20 protein-coding genes are annotated in these 18,089 nt (G+C 69.2%); 9 read left to right on the top strand and 11 right to left on the bottom strand.

Annotation, left to right across the window (positions count from 1 at the left end; translation table 11 throughout):
* Positions 1-6: 6 nt before the first annotated feature.
* On the top strand, positions 7-678 hold the full coding sequence (locus tag NVV99_RS12165; protein WP_024102514.1) for an SDR family oxidoreductase: 672 nt from the start codon (positions 7-9) through the stop codon (positions 676-678).
* A gap of 38 nt (positions 679-716) precedes the next feature.
* On the opposite strand, the gene NVV99_RS12160 is transcribed toward NVV99_RS12165, so the two are convergent.
* The 3 genes from NVV99_RS12160 to NVV99_RS12150 are packed head-to-tail and all read right to left on the bottom strand — an operon-like array spanning position 717 to position 2,625.
* Entirely contained in the window at positions 717-1,766 is a 1,050-nt protein-coding gene (locus NVV99_RS12160) for a DUF6777 domain-containing protein (RefSeq protein ID WP_024102515.1), read from the bottom strand.
* Positions 1,721-2,242, bottom strand: a complete 522-nt coding sequence (locus tag NVV99_RS12155; protein ID WP_024102516.1) for an alpha/beta fold hydrolase — start codon at positions 2,240-2,242, stop codon at positions 1,721-1,723. Before NVV99_RS12155 ends, NVV99_RS12160 begins: the two co-directional genes overlap by 46 nt.
* Complete coding sequence (locus NVV99_RS12150) at positions 2,242-2,625, bottom strand: nuclear transport factor 2 family protein (protein ID WP_024102517.1); 384 nt, start codon at positions 2,623-2,625, stop codon at positions 2,242-2,244. The genes NVV99_RS12155 and NVV99_RS12150 overlap by 1 nt, the downstream gene beginning before the upstream one ends.
* A gap of 143 nt (positions 2,626-2,768) precedes the next feature.
* On the opposite strand from NVV99_RS12150, the gene NVV99_RS12145 reads away from it, so the two are divergent.
* From NVV99_RS12145 to NVV99_RS12135, 3 genes are all read left to right on the top strand, one after another.
* Entirely contained in the window at positions 2,769-3,596 is an 828-nt protein-coding gene (locus tag NVV99_RS12145; RefSeq protein WP_024102518.1) for an alpha/beta hydrolase, read from the top strand.
* Between the two features lie 65 nt (positions 3,597-3,661).
* Entirely contained in the window at positions 3,662-4,258 is a 597-nt protein-coding gene (locus tag NVV99_RS12140) for a CsbD family protein (protein WP_024102519.1), read from the top strand.
* 59 nt (positions 4,259-4,317) lie between these two features.
* Positions 4,318-4,977 carry an IF2 family translation initiation factor gene (locus NVV99_RS12135; RefSeq protein WP_024102520.1) on the top strand — a complete coding sequence of 220 codons (660 nt, stop codon included), beginning with the start codon at positions 4,318-4,320 and terminating at the stop codon, positions 4,975-4,977.
* Positions 4,978-5,045: 68 nt separating this feature from the next.
* Here NVV99_RS12135 and leuS read toward each other — a convergent pair whose 3' ends face one another.
* Positions 5,046-7,913 carry a leucine--tRNA ligase gene (leuS, locus tag NVV99_RS12130; RefSeq protein WP_260782886.1) on the bottom strand — a complete coding sequence of 956 codons (2,868 nt, stop codon included), beginning with the start codon at positions 7,911-7,913 and terminating at the stop codon, positions 5,046-5,048.
* 96 nt (positions 7,914-8,009) lie between these two features.
* Here leuS and NVV99_RS12125 point away from each other — a divergent pair, with 96 nt between their 5' ends.
* On the top strand, positions 8,010-8,414 hold the full coding sequence (locus tag NVV99_RS12125) for an SdpI family protein (protein ID WP_024102522.1): 405 nt from the start codon (positions 8,010-8,012) through the stop codon (positions 8,412-8,414).
* Positions 8,415-8,435: 21 nt separating this feature from the next.
* On the opposite strand, the gene NVV99_RS12120 is transcribed toward NVV99_RS12125, so the two are convergent.
* Entirely contained in the window at positions 8,436-9,089 is a 654-nt protein-coding gene (locus tag NVV99_RS12120; RefSeq protein WP_024102523.1) for a hemerythrin domain-containing protein, read from the bottom strand.
* A gap of 101 nt (positions 9,090-9,190) precedes the next feature.
* Between NVV99_RS12120 and NVV99_RS12115 the strand changes: the two genes are divergently transcribed.
* Together NVV99_RS12115 and NVV99_RS12110 are read left to right on the top strand one after the other, a co-directional pair.
* Complete coding sequence (locus tag NVV99_RS12115; protein ID WP_024102524.1) at positions 9,191-10,342, top strand: response regulator transcription factor; 1,152 nt, start codon at positions 9,191-9,193, stop codon at positions 10,340-10,342.
* A gap of 4 nt (positions 10,343-10,346) precedes the next feature.
* On the top strand, positions 10,347-11,300 hold the full coding sequence (locus tag NVV99_RS12110; protein WP_024102525.1) for a DUF1648 domain-containing protein: 954 nt from the start codon (positions 10,347-10,349) through the stop codon (positions 11,298-11,300).
* A gap of 24 nt (positions 11,301-11,324) precedes the next feature.
* On the opposite strand, the gene NVV99_RS12105 is transcribed toward NVV99_RS12110, so the two are convergent.
* Both NVV99_RS12105 and NVV99_RS12100 read right to left on the bottom strand, forming a co-directional pair.
* Positions 11,325-11,942 (bottom strand): YqgE/AlgH family protein, encoded by a 618-nt coding sequence (locus NVV99_RS12105; protein WP_019290494.1) that lies wholly within the window; start codon positions 11,940-11,942, stop codon positions 11,325-11,327.
* 13 nt (positions 11,943-11,955) lie between these two features.
* A complete protein-coding gene (locus tag NVV99_RS12100) occupies positions 11,956-12,624 on the bottom strand; it encodes a TetR/AcrR family transcriptional regulator (RefSeq protein WP_019290493.1) in 669 nt (222 codons plus the stop codon).
* 166 nt (positions 12,625-12,790) lie between these two features.
* Between NVV99_RS12100 and NVV99_RS12095 the strand changes: the two genes are divergently transcribed.
* On the top strand, positions 12,791-13,738 hold the full coding sequence (locus NVV99_RS12095) for an NAD-dependent epimerase/dehydratase family protein (protein WP_024102527.1): 948 nt from the start codon (positions 12,791-12,793) through the stop codon (positions 13,736-13,738).
* A 10-nt stretch (positions 13,739-13,748) separates the two neighbouring features.
* On the top strand, positions 13,749-15,041 hold the full coding sequence (locus NVV99_RS12090) for an MFS transporter (protein ID WP_024102528.1): 1,293 nt from the start codon (positions 13,749-13,751) through the stop codon (positions 15,039-15,041).
* Between the two features lie 3 nt (positions 15,042-15,044).
* Here the strand turns inward: NVV99_RS12090 and NVV99_RS12085 are convergent, their stop codons facing one another.
* Genes NVV99_RS12085 through NVV99_RS12070 form a run of 4 tightly spaced genes read right to left on the bottom strand, consistent with a single transcriptional unit; the run spans position 15,045 to position 18,038 of the window.
* Complete coding sequence (locus tag NVV99_RS12085; protein ID WP_006550885.1) at positions 15,045-16,106, bottom strand: sulfate/molybdate ABC transporter ATP-binding protein; 1,062 nt, start codon at positions 16,104-16,106, stop codon at positions 15,045-15,047.
* Positions 16,103-16,888 carry an ABC transporter permease gene (locus tag NVV99_RS12080; RefSeq protein ID WP_041803501.1) on the bottom strand — a complete coding sequence of 262 codons (786 nt, stop codon included), beginning with the start codon at positions 16,886-16,888 and terminating at the stop codon, positions 16,103-16,105. Before NVV99_RS12080 ends, NVV99_RS12085 begins: the two co-directional genes overlap by 4 nt.
* Entirely contained in the window at positions 16,885-17,637 is a 753-nt protein-coding gene (gene modA, locus NVV99_RS12075) for a molybdate ABC transporter substrate-binding protein (protein WP_024102530.1), read from the bottom strand. The genes NVV99_RS12080 and modA overlap by 4 nt, the downstream gene beginning before the upstream one ends.
* Positions 17,634-18,038, bottom strand: coding sequence for a molybdopterin-binding protein (locus NVV99_RS12070; protein ID WP_019290487.1), 405 nt, complete (start codon positions 18,036-18,038; stop codon positions 17,634-17,636). The genes modA and NVV99_RS12070 overlap by 4 nt, the downstream gene beginning before the upstream one ends.
* Between the last annotated feature and the right edge of the window lie 51 nt (positions 18,039-18,089).

The following is an 18,089-nucleotide window of genomic DNA, read 5'->3' as shown; positions in this document are numbered from 1 at the left end:
GTGATCATGCGCCCCACAGCTCTCGTCACCGGAGGAGGTCGCGGTCTCGGCGCCGCGATCGCCCAGGAACTCGCTCCCACCCACGATCTGCTCCTCGGCGGACGACGTCGCGAGTCGCTCGATGCGATCCTCGAGGAACTGCCCGACGCCACGCCGTGGCCCGTGGACCTGCTCGATCACGTCGCCGTCGCCGCGGCCGCCGCCGACATCGATCGGCTCGACGTGCTCGTCCACAACGCGGGCGTCGCCGAACTGGGCACGATCGCCGACAGCGAGCCCCGGCAGTGGCGCGAGACGTTCGAGGCGAACGTCGTCGCCGTCGTCGCCCTGACGCAGGTGTTGCTACCGGCCCTGCGGGCCGCGAACGGCCACGTGGTGCTCATCAACTCGGGGGCGGGTCTGCGCGTTCGCCCCGGGTGGGGTGCCTACGCCGCGAGCAAGTTCGCACTGCGGGCGTTCGGCGACGCGCTGCGCGAGGAGGAACCCGCGCTGCGGGTCACCTCGATCCACCCGGGCCGGATCGACACGGACATGCAGCGCGCGATCGTCGCGTCGGAGGGCCGCGAGTACGACCCGTCGCAGTTCCTCAGCCCCGGCACGGTGGCGCGTGCGGTGCGGCAGGTCGTCGAGGCGCCGGTCGACGCCCACCCCACCGAGGTCGTTCTGCGTCCTCGCTGATGACTCGAAAGAGCTGACGGCTCAGAACGGCTGACGGCTCAGAACGGCAGGGGGATCACGACCGGGGGAGCGCCCGGAATTTGGATCTGGATCTGCGGAGGCGGCGGCGCGGGAGCCCGCGGCGCCGGCGGGGGTGCCGGTGCCGGAGCGGGTTCCGGAGCCGGCGGCGGTGGCGGTGGCGGCGGTTCCGGAGCGGGGGGCGGCGGAGGCGGCGGTTCCGGGGGAGGAGGCGGTGGTGGTGCCGCGGCTTCCGGCACCGGATCGCGACGCGGTGCAGGAACGGGTACCTGCAGCGCCTCGGTCTCCGGGCGGGTTTCCTCCGTGGTCTCCGGTGCGGCCGGAGCCATGGTTTTCGGCAGGGCCTCACCGACCGGCACGGGGACCATCGCGCCGGTCGTGATGTCGATGACCTCCAACTCCCGCACGGCAGTCGCGGCGGGCTGGACGACGAACATCCGCTCGGCGTTCAGTCCGGGCCATTTCGGACCTTCGAGTTCGTCGTTTCCGGTGAGCACCGGCGCGGACAGCGGATTGCCGCGCACGCACCGCACGCGCGGAACACCGAGTTCGTCGACGAGGACGATCGTGCCGCGTTCGAGCAGCGACTGCACGGGCCTCGCCGCACCGTCGCGGTACTCGTGCATGGTCACCCGGGTGTCGGCGCGCAACAGGACCGCCGTGAGGGTGTCGGTGTAGCCGCGGATGTCGGGCACGCCGAGGACACCGCGCCACGCTTCGGCCTTGGCGGGATCCTCCTCCAGATGAAGGATGAGCCCTTCGCGGTCGCACAGGGGCCGGTCGAGACTGCCCCCGTAGAGCGCCGGCCGATCACCGGAAACGGCCGGGGTCCCGGCGGTCGCGGTGACCGGATCACCGCCTTCCTCGACGACTTCGGGGGGAGCTGGCGGCACCGCGACCGGCACCTGCGGCGGCACGAGACGCGGCGTCCACGGGTCGTCCTGCGCGGTGGCGACATGCAGTTGCACGGGCGTCGTCGTCTCGACCGAACCGCCCGACGAGCAGGCACCCGCCACCAGTGCCGTCAGGGCGAGTGCCAGACCGAATCCACGAACCGTGTCGCTGGCCACGCCGTCATGCTAGGTCGATGATCGCCGGTGAAAGTGCTGTTCGGCGGTTCTCGTCGGTATCCGGATCCGGAGAGGAAACGCAGGAGGAGGTTGTTCACCTCGTCGCGACGTTCCATCTGCACGAAATGCCCCGCGCCCTCGAGCAGGTGGACACCGCGCAGATCGGGGACGAAGGCACGCATCCGTTCGAGCGCCGACGACCCCGACATCGTCCCGAGGACGTCGAGCAGTCGGACGAGGCGCTTGGAAATCGCGACGTTCGTGTACTCCTCGGCCTCCCGGGGCCGGTCGGTTCGGCCGTAGCCGGGCATGTCGGGGGCGACGGCACGGTATCCGGCGTCGACGAGCGGCGCGAACTGGTGCCGGTAGCTATACCTCAGGCCGGGGAAGCCGTGGCACATGACGACCGCGGGTCCGTCGCCCCGATCGTCGATGTTCCACGTGAAACCATCGACCTCGACGATGAGGCTGTCCATCAGGAGGCGGGGACGGTCTGCATGTCCTCCTGGCTCCAGAACGCCCTCATGCTCGTGATCCTCGCGTCGTCGTCGAAGGTCATCACGTCGACGACCTCCATGACCAGATCCTGCTCACCCAGGTGCGTGACCAGGCGGAACACGAAAGCGGCGTTGTTCTCCGCGACCTTGAGAGTTATCACCTCACCGGTCTGCGCGAGCGGTTCGACCACTCCGTAGAACTCGCGGATCTCGGCCTCGGTGGCGCGGACCGGCGTGCCGACCGGATCCTCGACCGTCGCGCCCGGTGCGTACAGCGCGAGGACATCGTCGACGGTGCCGGAGGCCACGGACTTCACGTAGTTCTCGACGGTGGTGCGGATCGCGTCCCGACTCGGTGCCATGGGGTCTCCTTCGTTCGAATCGGGAACACGTTTCAATTCGACGGTAATGGGCCGGATCCGCGGATGCACTCGCGATTCCCACTCGGAAGACCCCGCGCCGGAGGACGATGACATCGCCATCACCCGGAACGATCGGAGACCCGATGATCGACGCTGTCGCCTTCACCCTCGACGGACACGCCGGTGCTCTCGCAGCCCGCACGTGGGTCGGCGAGGCCCCGCGCTACGTGGCGTTGTTGTGCCACGGTTACGGCGAGCACTGCGGACGCTACGAGTATGTGGCCGCGCGTCTCGTCGCCGACGGCGCCGCCGTCTACGCGGTGGACCACATCGGTCACGGTCTCAGCGACGGCGAACGCGTCCTGATCGACGACTTCGAGAAGGTGGTCGACGATTTCCGTCTGCTCGATCTCACGGCGCGACGCGAGCATCCCGACCTGCCGGTCGTGCTCGTCGGACACTCGATGGGCGGCATGATCGCCGCCCGGTACGCGCAGCGATACGGCTCGGAACTGGCCGCGGTCGTCCTGTCCGGCCCGGTCCTCGGCAGGTGGGCGGCCGTCGACGCCCTGCTCACGGCCGAGGAGATCCCCGATACCCCCATCGATCCGTCCACCCTCTCCCGTGATCCCGAGGTGGGTCGCGCCTACGTGGCCGACCCGCTCGTCTGGCACGGCCCGTTCAAGCGCACCACCGTGCAGGCGCTGAAGACCTGCATCGACACGATCACCGCCGCCGGTGCCGTCGACGACGTGCCCGTGCTGTGGTTGCACGGCGAGGACGATCGACTGGTTCCCCTCGACGGCACCGCCACCGGATGGTCGTCGCTGGCAGGTCGCGGGGCGTCGTCGAAGACCTATCCCGAAGCGCGGCACGAGATCTTCAACGAGACGAATCGGGACGAGGTCCTGGGCGATGTCGTCGACTTCGTCGGCGCGCACATCCACCCTCTCGAGACTCTCGAGGATTGAAGCCGACCGCGTCTGGCTACCCCAAGCCATGGGGGCCGTCCCCTTCGTGTCCCGTACGGAAGGAGATGACCGTGGTCGAAGACAACACATCCGACAGGGCTCGCCCTGGTCCGGCCGACAAGGCACGCCTCGGGTTGAAGCAGACCGTGGTCGGTAAGGCGAAGGAGGTCGCCGGCGCTCTGACCGGCAACGACTCCCTCACCACCGAAGGCCGTCTCGAGCAGGAGCAGGCCCGGCAGACCAGGAAGGCCGACACCCTCTCGCACATGGCCGAGGCCGAGAGCGACGAGGCGGTCGAACAGCTCGACGCCGTCCGCGAGGCCGGACAGCAGGAACGCGAGGCCGTGCAGCAGCGGACCGACGCCGTCGAGTCGCAGGCCGAGCGGGAGGCACGGGTCCGCAAACAGGCCGCCGACCTCGAACATCAGGAGAACATCGTCCGAGGGCGATCCGACGCCGCCCGTGAGGCCACAGCCGCCGAACAACAGGCACGTCGCGAGGAGAACGAGCAGGTCACGGATGCCGCCGCAGAGGTCGCGGCCGCCGACGAGGACCACCGACGAGCCTCCCACGACGCCGAACGTGCACGCCTCCAGGCCGAGGAGGAACGCCGCAAGGCCGACGCCCTCGAACGCACGCTGACCGACGAGCCGGATCGCTGACGAACACCACCGACATTCCCTACCGGAGCTGTACCCCCATCGAAGTTGGAGATGCGCCCATGAACCTCGCCACTCTGCCCAAGAGCGTTCTGCGACTGCAGTACAAGATCGCCCGCTTCCCGCTGGGATTGATCGAGCAGCAGTTGCGGTTCCTGCCCACCGACGCCCCACCGCGCCTGATGTACGAGCGGGGGCTGGGCATGCTGGACGGCATCGTCGGCAGCGTGCTCGACGACCAGGAGATCGCCACCCGCGGGGCGCTCGCCACCGAACGCGCCGAGGCGGTGAAGCGCGCGGAGAAACTCGACGCGCAGGCCGCGGCCGAGAAGCGCGCGGCAGACGCCGAACTCCGTCGAACGCGTGAACGTGCCGCTGCCCAGCAGGAAGCCGCGCGACGCGACCGCGAGAACGAAGTCGAGCAGGCCCGGGAGCGTGCGCAGGAACGCGCGAAGCAGGCGGAGAAGGAGGCCGAGCAGAAGAAGGCCGCCGAGACCGCGAAGGCCGACCAGGAGGCCGCCGCGAAGCGCCAGGCCGCCGAGACCGCGAAGAAGAAGGACGAGGAGCGCATCCGCAAGGCCGAGCAGGAGGCCGCCGAGCCCGCCAAGGTCTCCCTCAAGGATGCCGTCGCCAAGCAGCTCGAGGCGAAGGAAGCGGAGGAGCGCGCGCACGATGCGGGCGAGGTCGCCGAGTTCGAGAAGATCGAACACAATCACCCCTGATCCCGGTTGTAGTCGACGAGACCCCGGTGCATCCTGTGCACCGGGGTCTCGTCCGTCGTAAGCGGTTGCTACTTCACGACATTGACCATCTTGCCGGGAACCACGATCACCTTGCGCGGTGCGGCACCGCCGAGCAGGTCGGCGATCTTCTCGTCCACGAGCGCGGCGGCCTCGATCGCGTCGGGTGCGGCGTCGGCCGGGACGGTGATGCGGCTGCGCACCTTGCCGTTGACCTGGATCGGGTACTCGACGCTGTCCTCGACGAGCCACTTCTCGTCGGCGACCGGGAACGGGCCGTGCGCAAGCGATTCGGTGTGTCCGAGACGCGACCACATCTCCTCGGCGAGGTGCGGGGCGACCGGGCCGAGCATGAGCACGAGCGGTTCGACGGCGCTGCGCGGCGCACCCGACGGGTACTGCTTCGTCAGGTGGTTCGTGTACTCGATGAGCTTGGCGATCGCCGTGTTGTCGCGCAGGTGGGTGAAGTCGTCCGACACACCCGCGACCGTCTTGTTGAGCGCCCGCAGCGTGTCGTCGCCGGGGGTGTCGTCGGTGACGCGCAGCGCGCCACCCTCCTCCTCGACGACGAGACGCCACACGCGCTGCAGGAAGCGGTGCGCGCCGACGACGTCCTTGGTCGCCCACGGACGCGACTGGTCGAGCGGGCCCATCGACATCTCGTAGACGCGCAGGGTGTCGGCGCCGTACTCGTCGAAGATCTGGTCGGGGCTGACGGAGTTCTTGAGCGACTTGCCCATCTTCCCGTACTCGCGAGCGACCTCCTGCTCACCGTCCGGGCCGGTCCAGTAGAACGTGCCGTCGCGCTCGACGACCTCCTCGGCCGGCACGTACACGCCGCGCGAGTCGGTGTAGGCGTAGGCCTGGATGTAACCCTGGTTGAACAGGCGACGGTACGGCTCCGAGGAGGTGACGTACCCGAGGTCGAAGAGCACCTTGTGCCAGAACCGCGCGTACAGCAGGTGCAGCACCGCGTGCTCGACACCGCCGACGTAGAGATCGACGCCACCCGGGTCGTTCGGGCCGTGCAGTTCCGGCCGCGGGCCGGTCCAGTACGCCTCGTTCTCCTTGTCACAGAAGGCTTCCGAGTTGGTGGGGTCGATGTAGCGCAGCTGGTACCACGAGCTGCCGGCCCACTGCGGCATCACGTTGGTGTCGCGCGTGTAGCGCTTCAGGCCGTCGCCGAGATCGAGCTCGACGTTCATCCAATCCACCGCCTTCGCGAGCGGCGGGGACGGTTCGGAATCGGCGTCGTCCGGATCGAAGGAGACCGGCGCGTAATCCTCCACCTCGGGAAGTTCCACGGGCAGAGCGGATTCGGGCAGAGCATGGGCGCGTCCCTGCTCGTCGTAGACGATCGGGAAGGGCTCGCCCCAGTACCGCTGCCGCGCGAACAGCCAGTCGCGCAGCTTGTACTGGATGGTGCCGCGTCCGGCGCCGGCCGCCTCGAGCTTCGCGACGATCGTCTTCTTCGCCTCGGCGACGTCGAGACCGTCGAGCAGGCCGGAGTTCACCAGCACACCGTCGCCGGTGTACGCCTCGGCGGTGACGTCGCCGCCGGAGATGACCTCGCGGATGGGCAGACCGAAGGCGGTCGCGAACTCCCAGTCGCGCTGGTCGTGGCCGGGAACGGCCATGATCGCGCCGGTACCGTAGCCGGTGAGGACGTAGTCGGCGATGAAGATCGGCAGTCGCTCGCCGTTGACCGGGTTCACGGCGTAGGCGCCGAGGAAGACACCGGTCTTCTCCTTCGACTCCTGCCGCTCGAGATCGGACTTCGCGGCGATCGACGCGCGGTAGGCCGCGACCGCGGCAGCCGGATCGGCGGCGCCACCGGTCCAGCGCTGGTCGACGCCCTCGGGCCAGGACGCGGCGACGATCCGGTCGACGAGTTCGTGCTCGGGAGCGAGGGTCACGTAGCTGGCACCGAACAGGGTGTCGGGCCGGGTGGTGAACACCTCGATCGCCGAATCGTGGTCGGCGACGGCGAACTTCACCTGGGCGCCGTGCGAGCGCCCGATCCATTTGCGCTGCATGGACTTGACCTTGTCGGTCCAGTCCAGATGCTCGAGATCGTCGATCAGGCGGTCGGAGTAGGCGGTGATCCGCATCATCCACTGGCGCAGGTTCTTCCGGAAGACCGGGAAGTTGCCGCGCTCGGAGCGGCCGTCGGCCGTGACCTCCTCGTTGGCGAGCACCGTGCCCAGACCCGGGCACCAGTTGACGAGCGAATCCGACCGGTAGACCAAGCGGTACGAGTCGATGACGTCGGCGCGCTCACCCTCCGACAGCGACGCCCAGTCGCGTCCGTCCTCGAGACGACGCGTGCCGTCGGCGAATTCGGCCTCGAGTTCGGAGATGCGACGCGCCCGGCCGGCCTCGCGGTCGTACCAGGCGTTGTAGATCGTCAGGAAGATCCACTGCGTCCAGCGGTAGAAGTCGACGTCGGTCGTCGCGACCGAGCGACGCTCGTCGTGCCCGAGACCGAGCCGGGAGAGCTGCCGCTTCATGTTCCCGATGTTGGCCTCGGTGGTCGTGCGCGGGTGCGTGCCCGTCTGCACGGCGTACTGCTCGGCCGGCAGACCGAAGGCGTCGTAACCGAGGGTGTGCAGCACGTTGCGGCCCTGCATGCGGTTGAAGCGCGCATACACGTCGGTGGCGATGTACCCGAGCGGGTGCCCCACGTGCAGGCCCGAGCCCGAGGGGTACGGGAACATGTCCTGCACGAACAGCTTGTCGGAGGGCACCTCGCCGGCGAGATCGCCCACCGGATTGGGGGCGTGGAAGGTGCCGCGCTCGCGCCAGAGCTCCTGCCAGCGCTGCTCGATCCGCCCCGCGAGCTCGGCGGTGTACCGATGCTGCGGAGTGCTGCCGGGTTCGTGCTGGGAGGTCTGTTCGGGACGGGTCACGGTGATCACTATCTACTCGGCCGGGCGTGTGAGTGCTCCCACCAGGGTAGAACGTGCCCGCACCCGCGCAGACCGGTGGCACCACCGGCCGCGTATCCTGGTCGGGTGCTCATCGTCGCTGTCCTGCTCTTCGTGCTCGCTCTCGTCGTCGGCGCGGTGGGTGTCGCGGCACTGACCGGCAAGCTCCCGCGCAACCGCTGGGCCGGTGTGCGCACCCCCGACGCGCTGCGTGACGACGAGGCGTTCGCCCTGGCCAACAAGGTTGCCGCACCCAGCATGCTCGGGTCCGCGGTGCTCCTCGCCCTCGGTGGTGTCGCGTCGCTGACGCTGCCCACCGTCGCCGGGATCATTGCAGTCGTCGTCACCGTGGTGGCCGCCCTGATCACCGCCGGAGCCGGCGGATCCGTCGCAGCGCGGGTCGCTGCGGCGACGAAGCCGGAGGAGACATCCGGCTGCGGTACCTCGTGCGGGGCGTGCAGCCTGCGCGGGGCGTGCGAGCCGACCGCCTGACGGTCCTCCCACCGGCAGTCCTCACGCCCAGCGGCGCTCCCGTGCGTAGCGCGGTGTCCACCAGAACCGGTTGAGCACCCGCACCGGTACCGGGAGACTCTTCAGCACGACGGCCACGCGGTCCTTCGGTGCTCCCTCGAAGAGGTAGGGCAGCATTTCGGAGACCTCGCGCTTGTCCAGTTGCGCGAACGCCCGCATCGAGATGTCGTGCCATTCCTCCTTGGTGATGGATTGTTCGATCAGCGGGAAGGCGTCCCGTTCCTCGTGCGCGAGGTGAGCACCCAGCGACGTGACGAGACCGTCGAGCAGACCGCCGAGCCGCTCGGTCGCCGTCTCCCGGTCGTCGAGCGCAGCCTCGATCTCCGCCAACGCCGGGTCGATCACGGAATGTTCGGCCTCCATCGCATCGAGCACCTCCATCGCCCCCGCATCGTGTGCGAGGCGTGGCCGCATGAACGGCCAGACGTAGACGTCCTCGACGGAGTGGTGCGTGTGCAGTTCGGTGCTGAATCCGTGCCAGCCGAGGAGCAGCGCATCGTGCGTGCCGGGATCGGCGGTCCGCCACTTCTGCGCGAAGTCGGCGAGACGTTCGGTGTCCCGGCGTAGAGCGGAGTGGATCAGATGCACGACCTCCAGATCCTCGGCGGACAACGGCGTGGCGTGAGTGGTGGTCATGGCGGGTACCTCGACTTCCGTATGAATGTCCCCGTGTCCATGGAGCCTCGTCGCCGCGTGAGGTGTTCTCAATCCCACATTCGAGGGGGATACTTCGGGATATGCGCTCTGCACAGCGGTTGAGGGCAGGCATCCAGGACGCAGCATCCGCGGCTGCGGACGGGGCGCAGTTCCGCGAGTTCGTGATGGATGTGCTCGGCGCTTTCATTCCGTACGACGGTGGTTGCCTGGCGCCCGTCGACCCTGCCGTCGTGGTCCCCACCGGCTTCACCACCCGAGGTCTCGACGATCCGGTCGAGGCCCTCCGGTTGTCGATCGAGATCGAGTACGGCCCGGACCCTGATCCGGACAGTCTCTACGTGCTCCTCCGGCGTCCGACCGGACTGCGCCGCATCGGCGAACCGGCGGACGACGGGACTCGAGACGGACACCGTCGCTATCTCGAACTCGTGTCGCAGCTGGGCATGGGACACGAACTGCAGTTGGTCTTCCGGGACGGCGACCGTCGATGCTGGGGTGTGGGGGAGTTGATGCGCGAACCGGGTCGCGGCTTCACCGATGCCGAACTCGCGATGCTCGACGACGTGCTCGGCGACATCGCGAACGGTTTCCGCAGCACACTCATCCGGGACGCATCGGCGCGGGTGCGACACACGGAGATTGCGGCCGGGTGTCCGGGTCCGGCCGTGGTCGTGATCGGGGCGGACGACGACTTCGATTCCGTGACCGCCTCGGCGGCGGTCTGGTTCGAGCGTCTCGGCTGGGGCAGTCCCGTCCGGGGCCGTCCCGGGCCGGCGCACGTGATCGCCCGCCAGGTCCGCAGGACACGACCCGCCCCTGCGACGGTGCGCCTGCGCACCCTCGACGGTGAATGGGTGGTGTTGCGCGCCGCGATCTTCGACGAGACCGGTCGCGTCGTCATGACCCTCGAGCGGGCACGCCTGCCCGAGATCGTCGCCCTGGTCACCGCCGCGTACGGTCTGACGCCACGCGAATCGGAAGTACTCGTCGAAGTGCTCGCCGGACGGTCTCGCAACGAGATCGCGAGTCGGTTGTTCATCAGCCCGTACACCGTGCAGGACCACCTGAAGAACATCTTCACCAAGACCGGTGTGAACAGCCGGCGCAGCCTCGTCTCGCGACTCGCGTGTACCGAGTACATGCCCCGGTTCGGTGGCGACCTGCGACCCGACGGATGGTTCGACGAGAGCGGAACGAGGACGGCGCCGGTGGAGGCCCGCACCCTAGGCTGACCCCATGACGACGCGTCAGGTCGACCCCGTCGGTGCGCTGCTCGGACTGGCCGTTCCGTTGCTGTGTGCCGTGGCCGTACTCGTGCTCACCCGCTCGTGGATCCCACGATTGCCCGAGGAGATCGCCACGCACTGGTCGGGCACGACACCCGATTCGTTCGGGTCACCGATGACCTCGGCGTGGACCGCCGCCCTGCTGATCGTGCTCGTCGGGGGAGGGTGCTGCGCGATCGCCGCGATCGCGCAGGCGCAACTGCTCATGCGTCGCTACATGCTCGCGATCGGTCTCGGGGTCACCGGCACGATCACCGCACTGTTCCTGGCCGGTCTCGCGGGGCAGCTCGACACGACCGACGCCACGCAGGCCGCGTTGGAGGGCTGGCCGGCGGTGCTCGGCATGTGGGTGGGTATCGCGGTGGGCTGGTTCGGGGGACGGCTCCTGCGCGACGGTCGGGAGCGGAAGGCGGCGACCGCCGCTCCGGATCCGGCGCTGCCGCGCGGTCGTGCCGAACTGCCGATCGTCGAGCAGGTGGGCACCGGTGTGGGCACGACGGCGGGACTGTCGCTGCTCGTCCTGATCCCCGCGCTCGTCGTGTGCGGTGCGACGCAGAGCTGGTGGCCGCTGGGTTTGATCGCGCCCGTCGCTCTGCTCGTGCTGGGTCTGCTCCGCTACACCGTGGTGGTCGACGCGGACGGGATCCGGGTGTCGAATCTGGCCACCGACGCGCTCGGATACGACCTCGACGAGATCGTCGGGGCGAAGGTCACCGAGACCCGCCCGTTCCAGGACTGGGGCGGCTGGGGCCTGCGGGTCAAGGGCGGCAAGCGGTACGGCCTGGTCACTCGCACCGGGCCTGCCGTCGTGGTGACCACGGCCTCGGGACACGAATTCACCGTGACCGCAACGAGGGCCGAGGAGATGGCCGGCGCGCTCAACACTCTCGCCGACGCCCGCTGACCGGTCCCGGTCGCCCGAGGGGGCTCAGTTGCGCTCGACCTCGATGGGGTGCGTCGCGAGCAACGCCATCGGCAGCGGCTGCCGGCGCAGCACCCTCGCCCACACGTCGAGGTGCGCGGGGGCGAGCACATCGGTGGGCAGTGCCGAGACCACCATCCAGTCGTCGTTGCGTAGTTCGCCGTCGAGCTGACCTGCGCTCCACCCCGCGTATCCCGCGAAGATCCGCACACCCTCGACGTAGTGGGCGATGTGCCCGGGATCGACATCGAGGTCGATCATCACCACTCGGCCGTCGACGTGGCGGATGCCGGGGACGTCGGTGATGTCGGCCCCCACCCGCAGCGTGCCGAGGCACAGCGCCGAACTGCGGTGGACGGGACCGCCTACGAACAGGGTCTTCGGTTCGGCGGCGAGCCACGACCATTGCGGCAGCATGGCGTCGACGGAGGTGTCGCTGATGCGGTTCAGGACGACACCGAAGCTGCCGGCATCGGTGTGCTCGATGATGTAGACGACGGTGCGGCGGAAGGTCGGCTCGGTGAGATCGGTGGCGGAGACGAGCAGGCTTCCGGCCCGCACCCTGGGTGTCGAGGGTGCGGTGCGGTCCTCGGGTTCGTCCTGATGCTGCGCCACGTCAGCCATTCTGTCACCGCCGTCACCGGCGCGTGGGGTGGAACCCGACGGTCTGTGCCAACAGGGCGAGATGATGTTCGAACAGGACCTCGCGGTCCGGAAAAGTGTCGGGGCCGTACTGACCGAAGACCTCGAAGCTCACGGACCCGAACAACGACGGCCACACCCAGAGACCGCGTGCCAGTACGGAATCCGGGGCCGTGAGGGAGAACTCGTCCCGGATCCGGCCCAGCGGTTCCCCCAGGCTCTCCGGAGGTGGGGCAGCGGCCGTGTCGTCCAATACACCCGCGGCGTGGGCCTCGTCCACGATCCGGGCCAGTCGCAGGACCACGCGGATACCGGGTGCGGTGGTGCGCTCGGCCGGGGCAGCGTAACCGGGCACCGGACTGCCGAACAGCAACCCGTAGCGGGCCGGTTCGGCCAGCGCCCACGAGCGCACCGCCCGGCCGAGGGTGAGAAACCGTTCGCGGTGATCGGAGGGGTCGACTGCGTCGACGGCACGGTCGACACTGTCGCCGAGTTCGTCGTAGGCGTCGACGACGAGCAGGGTGAGCAGCTCGTCGCGGCTCGAGACGTAGCGGTAGACGGCGGAGGAGACGACGCCCAGGTCTCGGGCGACGGCACGCAGCGACAGCGCCGCCGCTCCGTGGGTGCCGAGATGCTCGCGGCCGATCCGGAGGATGTCGGCCATCGTCTGTGCGCGTGCGCGCGCCCGTGGTGTCGTCACCGGACCATTCTGCCGTCGAACAGAGAGCACCGTCAACAAATGAGAGCACTGCTCTTGACAAGCACGGCTGCACGGAGGATCGTCGACGTCATCAGAGAGCAGTGCTCACACTTTTCCGAAGCGAGGAATCATGTCGCATCTCCAGGTGGTCGCAGGAGCCGGACCCGTCGGCTGGACCGTCGCCGAACAGATTGCCGCACAAGGACATCGCGTGCGCCTTCTCACCCGATCGGGCAGTGGACCGGAAGGCGCGGGCATCGAACGCCTGCGTGTCGACGTCACGGATCCCGAGGCCGTGGCCGCAGCACTCGTCGACGAAGACGGACTTGTTGCCGACGCGGTGTACATGTGCGTCCACGGGTCGGCCTACCGCGCCGACGTGTGGGCACGCGAACTCCCCGTCGCCGAGCGGGTCGTTCTCGACGCCGCCGCGAACCTGTCGGAGAAGACGGTCGTCGTCTTCCCCGAGAGCCTCTACTCGTACAGCGAACCCGACCGGGTCATGACCGAGGACTCGCCCCGCGAGGCCGACACCGGCAAGCGCGGGGTCCGACGGCAGCTCCTCGCCGCCCGGGCAGCGCATCGCGCACCGACGGTGAGCGTGGTCGCGTCGGACTTCTTCGGTCCGCGGGTACTGAACGCGATGGCCGGCGAACGCATGGTGCCCACCGTGCTCGCCGGGAAGAAGGTGCGGGTGCTCGGCTCGGCCGACGTCCCGCATTCGTTCACCTACGTTCCCGACCTGGCCGCGGCGATGATCGCGGCAGCGGGGGAGCCGACCGTGTGGAACACCGTGATCCACGCACCCACCGGACCGGCCGTGGCACAGCGCGAGATCGCCACCGCCTTCACGCGGACGGCCGGCCTGCCCGCGCCCGCGGTGGGGACGATCCCGTCCTGGCTGGTGCGGGCCGGCGGCCACGTGAACCGGGACATGAAGGAACTCGCCGAGATGCTCTACCAGTTCGATGCCCCGTTCGTCATGGACTCGACCCGCACCGAACAGGTACTCGGCCTGTCGCCCACCCCGCTCGACGAGGCGGCCGCCCGCACCGCCGAATGGTGGCGGAGCCGATAGTGTCGTGCTTGTGCGAGACTCCGGGCAGCAGTCCAGGCAGCGGGCGTGGCGATCGACCGCAACCGCCCTGCGGAACTCGCCGGGTCTCGTACGACTGACCGGAGTGCGGTTCGCGAGCCAGTTCGGTGACGGACTGTTCCAGGCCACACTCGGCGGGGCGATCCTGTTCAACCCCGAACGTCACACCGACCCGGTGACGATCGCGGCAGGCTTCGCGGTGCTGCTGTTGCCGTACTCGGTGATCGGTCCGTTCGCCGGCGCCCTGCTCGACCGGTGGGACCGGCGCCTCGTCCTCGTCTGGGCCAACCTGCTCCGCGGAGTGTTCATTGCGGCAGCGGCGGCCGTGTTGCTCCTCGGGGGACCGCAGACCCCACTCATGCTGCTCGCGCTCGCCGCCATCGGTGTGAGCAGATTCGTCCTGGCGGGCGTCTCGGCCTCGCTCCCACACGTGGTCGCCCAGTCGTGGCTCGTCCCGGTCAATTCCGTTCTGGCGACGGTCGGTTCGGGTGTCTCGGCGGTCGGGGCCGCCACGGCGGTCGCGACCATAGGATTCGTGGGCGCGGGCGACACTGGCTCCGGGACGGCCGTCCTCCTCGGAGTGAGCGGTTCGCTCGTCGGTGCGGTCGCCGCAGCGGGATTCGCCGCGAATGCCCTCGGCCCCGAGGGAATACGTCCCCGGACCGTGATCCGCACCGTCCTGTCGGGTCTGCGGACCGGTGCAGGAGCCGTCCTCGAAGCTCCTGGCGTGACGATCGCGATGCTCGGAATCGGCGCGCACCGCATCGTGTTCGGCGTCGACACGCTCATCATGGTGCTCGTCCTGCGTGCCGAGGAGAATGGCTCCGACCTGCTCGCGGGATTCTCCGGATTCGGTGTCGCGGTCGCCTGCACCGCCACCGGCATGCTCCTCGCAGCGGTGCTCGCACCGATCCTGATCCCGCGGCTGGGCCGGCCGCGCACCGTCACAGTCGGGTTGATCGCCGCCGCGATCGTGCAGTTCGCGTTCGTCACCACCGTGTCGGCCGGACCGTTGCTCGTCGCGGCCTTCCTGCTCGGCCTCGCCGGTCAGACCATCAAACTCACCGGCGACGCCGCGATGCAGATCGATATCGACGACGCGCGCCGAGGTCAGGTCTTCGCGCTGCAGGACACCGTCTTCAACATCGCCTTCCTCGGCGCGATCGTCGTGGCGGCCTTCGTCATCGACCCCGACGGACGCACACCCGAGCTGGCCGTCGCAGGTGGGGTCGTCTACCTGATCGGGCTCGTCGCCGTGCTCGTCGTGCGCCGCACGCGGCAGTAGCGATCACGCGCTCAGCGCGGCCGGATGGATCCCCACCTCCGTGGCCTTGACGACGAACCATACGGAGTCACCCGGATGGACGTCGAGGTCGGCGAGTGCCGCCGTCGTGATCTCCGCGGCGATACCCGTATCCGATCGCACGAGCACCGACGAACCCTGCGCCTCGAGTTCCGCGATCCTCACCCTCAGGGCGTTGCGCGGGCTCCCGTGCGGGGCCTCGGTGTAGACGGCGACCGCCGACGGCGCGAAGACGGCGACGGCGGCCGTACCCGGGACGCAGTCGTCGTGGACGCGGCCGTGGACGAGACCGTCCGCGGATTCCAGCGCCTCAGCTCGCACGATGCCGGTGACGAGATTGCTCCCCGCGATGCGGGCGGCGAAGGCGCTGCGCGGCCGGGTCAGCACCCGGCGTACCGGCCCGTCCTCGACGATCCGCCCGGCCTCGATCACGATCACCCGATCGGCGAGGGCGAGCACGTCGAGCGGGTCGTGGGTGACGAGCAGGCCCGTGCGTCCACTGTCGCGCAGGACGCGTCGCAGCAACGACCGCAACACCGGTGTCGCGGTGACGTCGAGCGCGGCCATCGGCTCGTCGAGCAACAGCAGGTGCGGTTCGGCCGCGAGGGCACGTGCGAGTGCGACCCGTTGCGCCTGCCCACCCGATAACTCGTGCGGACGACGATCGGCGAGTGCTGCGGCATCGACCTCCTGCAGCCACCTCTCGGCGCGCACACGGGCCTCACGCCGACCCGCACCCGCACTGCGCGGTGCGAACTCGACGTTGTCCGCGACCGTCAGGTGCGGGAAGAGCAGCGCCTGCTGGGCGAGCAGCACCACCGACCGGTCGTGCGGAGCGACGGCGACGCCGGTCGCGGTATCGGTGAGGACGCGACCGTCGAGTTCCACGCGACCCGCATCGGGACGCAGCAGACCGGAGACCACTCCCAGCAGCGTCGACTTGCCGGCTCCGTTGGGGCCGAGCACCGCGACGATCTCACCCTGCGCGACCTCGAGGTCGACGTCGACATCGCGTGCGGCGACCCGGGCCCGCACCGTCAGGCTCACAGCGGGCGGTCCTTCCGCCGCGAGTACACGGCCACGACGATCACGACGGCCACCAGGATCAACACGAGCGACAGCGCGACGGCGGCGTCGGGATCGGTTTCCCGCTGCAGATAGATCTCGAGCGGCAGCGTGCGCGTCACACCCTGGAGGCTGCCGGCGAAGGTGAGGGTCGCGCCGAATTCGCCCAGTGCGCGGGCGAATGCGAGTACCGAACCGGAGACCAGGCCGGGCAGCACGAGGGGCAGGGTGATGCGCCGGAAGACCGTCGTGGGACGCGCACCGAGTGTCGCCGCGACGTCCTCGTAGCGTGAACCCGCACTGCGCAGCGCACCTTCGAGACTCGTGACGAGGAAGGGCAGTGCGACGAAGGTCTGCGCGAGCACGACCGCGGTGGTGGTGAAGGCGATGTGGATCCCGAGCGCATCGAGGTGCTCACCGATCAGTCCGCGACGACCGAAGGTGTAGAGCAGGGCGATACCGCCCACGACCGGGGGCAGCACGAGCGGCAGCAGGACGAACCCACGGATCACCGATATCCACCGGAAGCCACTGCGCGCCAGAACCATTGCGAGAGGCACGCCGAGCAGGATGCACAGGATCGTGGCCGCCGCGGAGGTGCGCAGGCTCAGGACGAGCGCGTCGAGGGACGCCGGGGATGTCACCAGCGAGGGGAAGGTCGTCCAGTCGACGGTGAGCAGCATCGACACCAGGGGCACGACGACGAACAGCAACCCGAGTGCCGCGGGAACGAACAACCACCGGGGCAGTCCCGTCGCGGTCACGGTGCACCGAATCCTGCGTCGGCCAGGACGGCACGACCGCCCGTGCCGGTGACGAAGTGCACGAAGGCGTCGGCGCGACCGGGATTTCGGGAATTCGACAGTGGTGCAACGGGATAGATGTTGACGATCTCCGCAGCTTCCGGGACGGGGACAACGGTGACCTTCTCGCCGGCCCCCCTCGCGTCCGTGACGTAGACCAGACCGGCGTCGGCCTGACCGGAGGTGACCTTGCCGAGCACGTCGGTCACCGACGATTCCTCGGACACCGGCGCGAGCTCGACACCGCCGGTCTCCTCGAGTCGCTCGGTCGCCGCCCCGCACGGTACCTGGGGCGCACACACGACCACCGAGAGACCGTCGCCGGTGAGATCGTCGAACGAGGTGACGTTCTTCGGGTTCCCCGGTTCGGTGACGATCGTGAGCATGTTGGTCGCGAACGGGATCGGCTCACCGGCAACGAGTCCGGCCGCGACGGCGGCGTCCATCGTCCGGGTGTCGGCGGAGGCGAAGACGTCGGCGGGTGCCCCCTGCTCGAGTTGGGTCTCGAGATCGGACGAGCCGGCGAACGAGAATTCCACCGACACTCCGGGGTTCGCCTCCTCGAATCGTTCGGCGATCTCGGTGAAAGGCGCCCGGAGCGAGGCCGCCGCATAAACGGTGAGGACATCCGAGCCACCGCCGGTGCCGCACGACGTCAGTGCCGCAGCGGTGAGACCGGCAGCGAACGCGGCGAGCGCCCGGCGCCTCATCCGTCCCCTCCGGGTGTCTCGACGATGACGGTGGTCGCCTTGACGACGGCCACCCCGATGCTGCCCGGCTCGAGACCGAGTTCGTTCACGGCCTCGGTGCTCATGAGCGAGACGATGCGGTGCGGACCGCACTGCATCTCCACCTGCGACATGACGGTGTCGGAGACGACGCGCGTAACCAGCCCGACGAAGCGATTGCGAGCGGAGCTGCCCACCCCGAGCGGATCGGGACCGGCATCGGCCTGAGCGCGGGCGAACTCCGCCAGCTCGCGACCGTCGACTGTCTTGCGTCCGGCGGAATCCTTGCCGGCGCGCAGCAGCCCCTGGTCGATCCAGCGACGGACCGTGTCGTCGCTGACCCCCAGCAACGACGCGGCGTCGCGGATCCGGAGGGAGGTCACGCGTGTCTCCGCAGATGCGTCATGAACGCTACGTTATATCCGCATCTGCGG

Source organism: Rhodococcus sp. PAE-6 (assembly GCF_025290685.1).
GTDB classification, from domain to species: domain Bacteria; phylum Actinomycetota; class Actinomycetes; order Mycobacteriales; family Mycobacteriaceae; genus Rhodococcus; species Rhodococcus pyridinivorans.
The sequence above is the reverse complement of the archived record's forward strand: the minus strand, read 5'-3'. Positions and strand labels throughout refer to the sequence as shown.

What these genes read in the sequence shown, in the direction of transcription:
- NVV99_RS12165 (WP_024102514.1), top strand. Translation starts at nt 7, where the DNA reads ATGCGCCCCACAGCTCTCGTCACCGGAGGAGGTCGCGGTCTCGGCGCC.
- NVV99_RS12155 (WP_024102516.1), bottom strand. Translation starts at nt 2,242, where the DNA reads ATGGACAGCCTCATCGTCGAGGTCGATGGTTTCACGTGGAACATCGAC.
- NVV99_RS12150 (WP_024102517.1), bottom strand. Translation starts at nt 2,625, where the DNA reads ATGGCACCGAGTCGGGACGCGATCCGCACCACCGTCGAGAACTACGTG.
- NVV99_RS12145 (WP_024102518.1), top strand. Translation starts at nt 2,769, where the DNA reads ATGATCGACGCTGTCGCCTTCACCCTCGACGGACACGCCGGTGCTCTC.
- NVV99_RS12140 (WP_024102519.1), top strand. Translation starts at nt 3,662, where the DNA reads ATGACCGTGGTCGAAGACAACACATCCGACAGGGCTCGCCCTGGTCCG.
- NVV99_RS12135 (WP_024102520.1), top strand. Translation starts at nt 4,318, where the DNA reads ATGAACCTCGCCACTCTGCCCAAGAGCGTTCTGCGACTGCAGTACAAG.
- NVV99_RS12120 (WP_024102523.1), bottom strand. Translation starts at nt 9,089, where the DNA reads ATGACCACCACTCACGCCACGCCGTTGTCCGCCGAGGATCTGGAGGTC.
- NVV99_RS12115 (WP_024102524.1), top strand. Translation starts at nt 9,191, where the DNA reads ATGCGCTCTGCACAGCGGTTGAGGGCAGGCATCCAGGACGCAGCATCC.
- NVV99_RS12110 (WP_024102525.1), top strand. Translation starts at nt 10,347, where the DNA reads ATGACGACGCGTCAGGTCGACCCCGTCGGTGCGCTGCTCGGACTGGCC.
- NVV99_RS12105 (WP_019290494.1), bottom strand. Translation starts at nt 11,942, where the DNA reads ATGGCTGACGTGGCGCAGCATCAGGACGAACCCGAGGACCGCACCGCA.
- NVV99_RS12100 (WP_019290493.1), bottom strand. Translation starts at nt 12,624, where the DNA reads ATGGCCGACATCCTCCGGATCGGCCGCGAGCATCTCGGCACCCACGGA.
- NVV99_RS12095 (WP_024102527.1), top strand. Translation starts at nt 12,791, where the DNA reads ATGTCGCATCTCCAGGTGGTCGCAGGAGCCGGACCCGTCGGCTGGACC.
- modA (WP_024102530.1), bottom strand. Translation starts at nt 17,637, where the DNA reads ATGAGGCGCCGGGCGCTCGCCGCGTTCGCTGCCGGTCTCACCGCTGCG.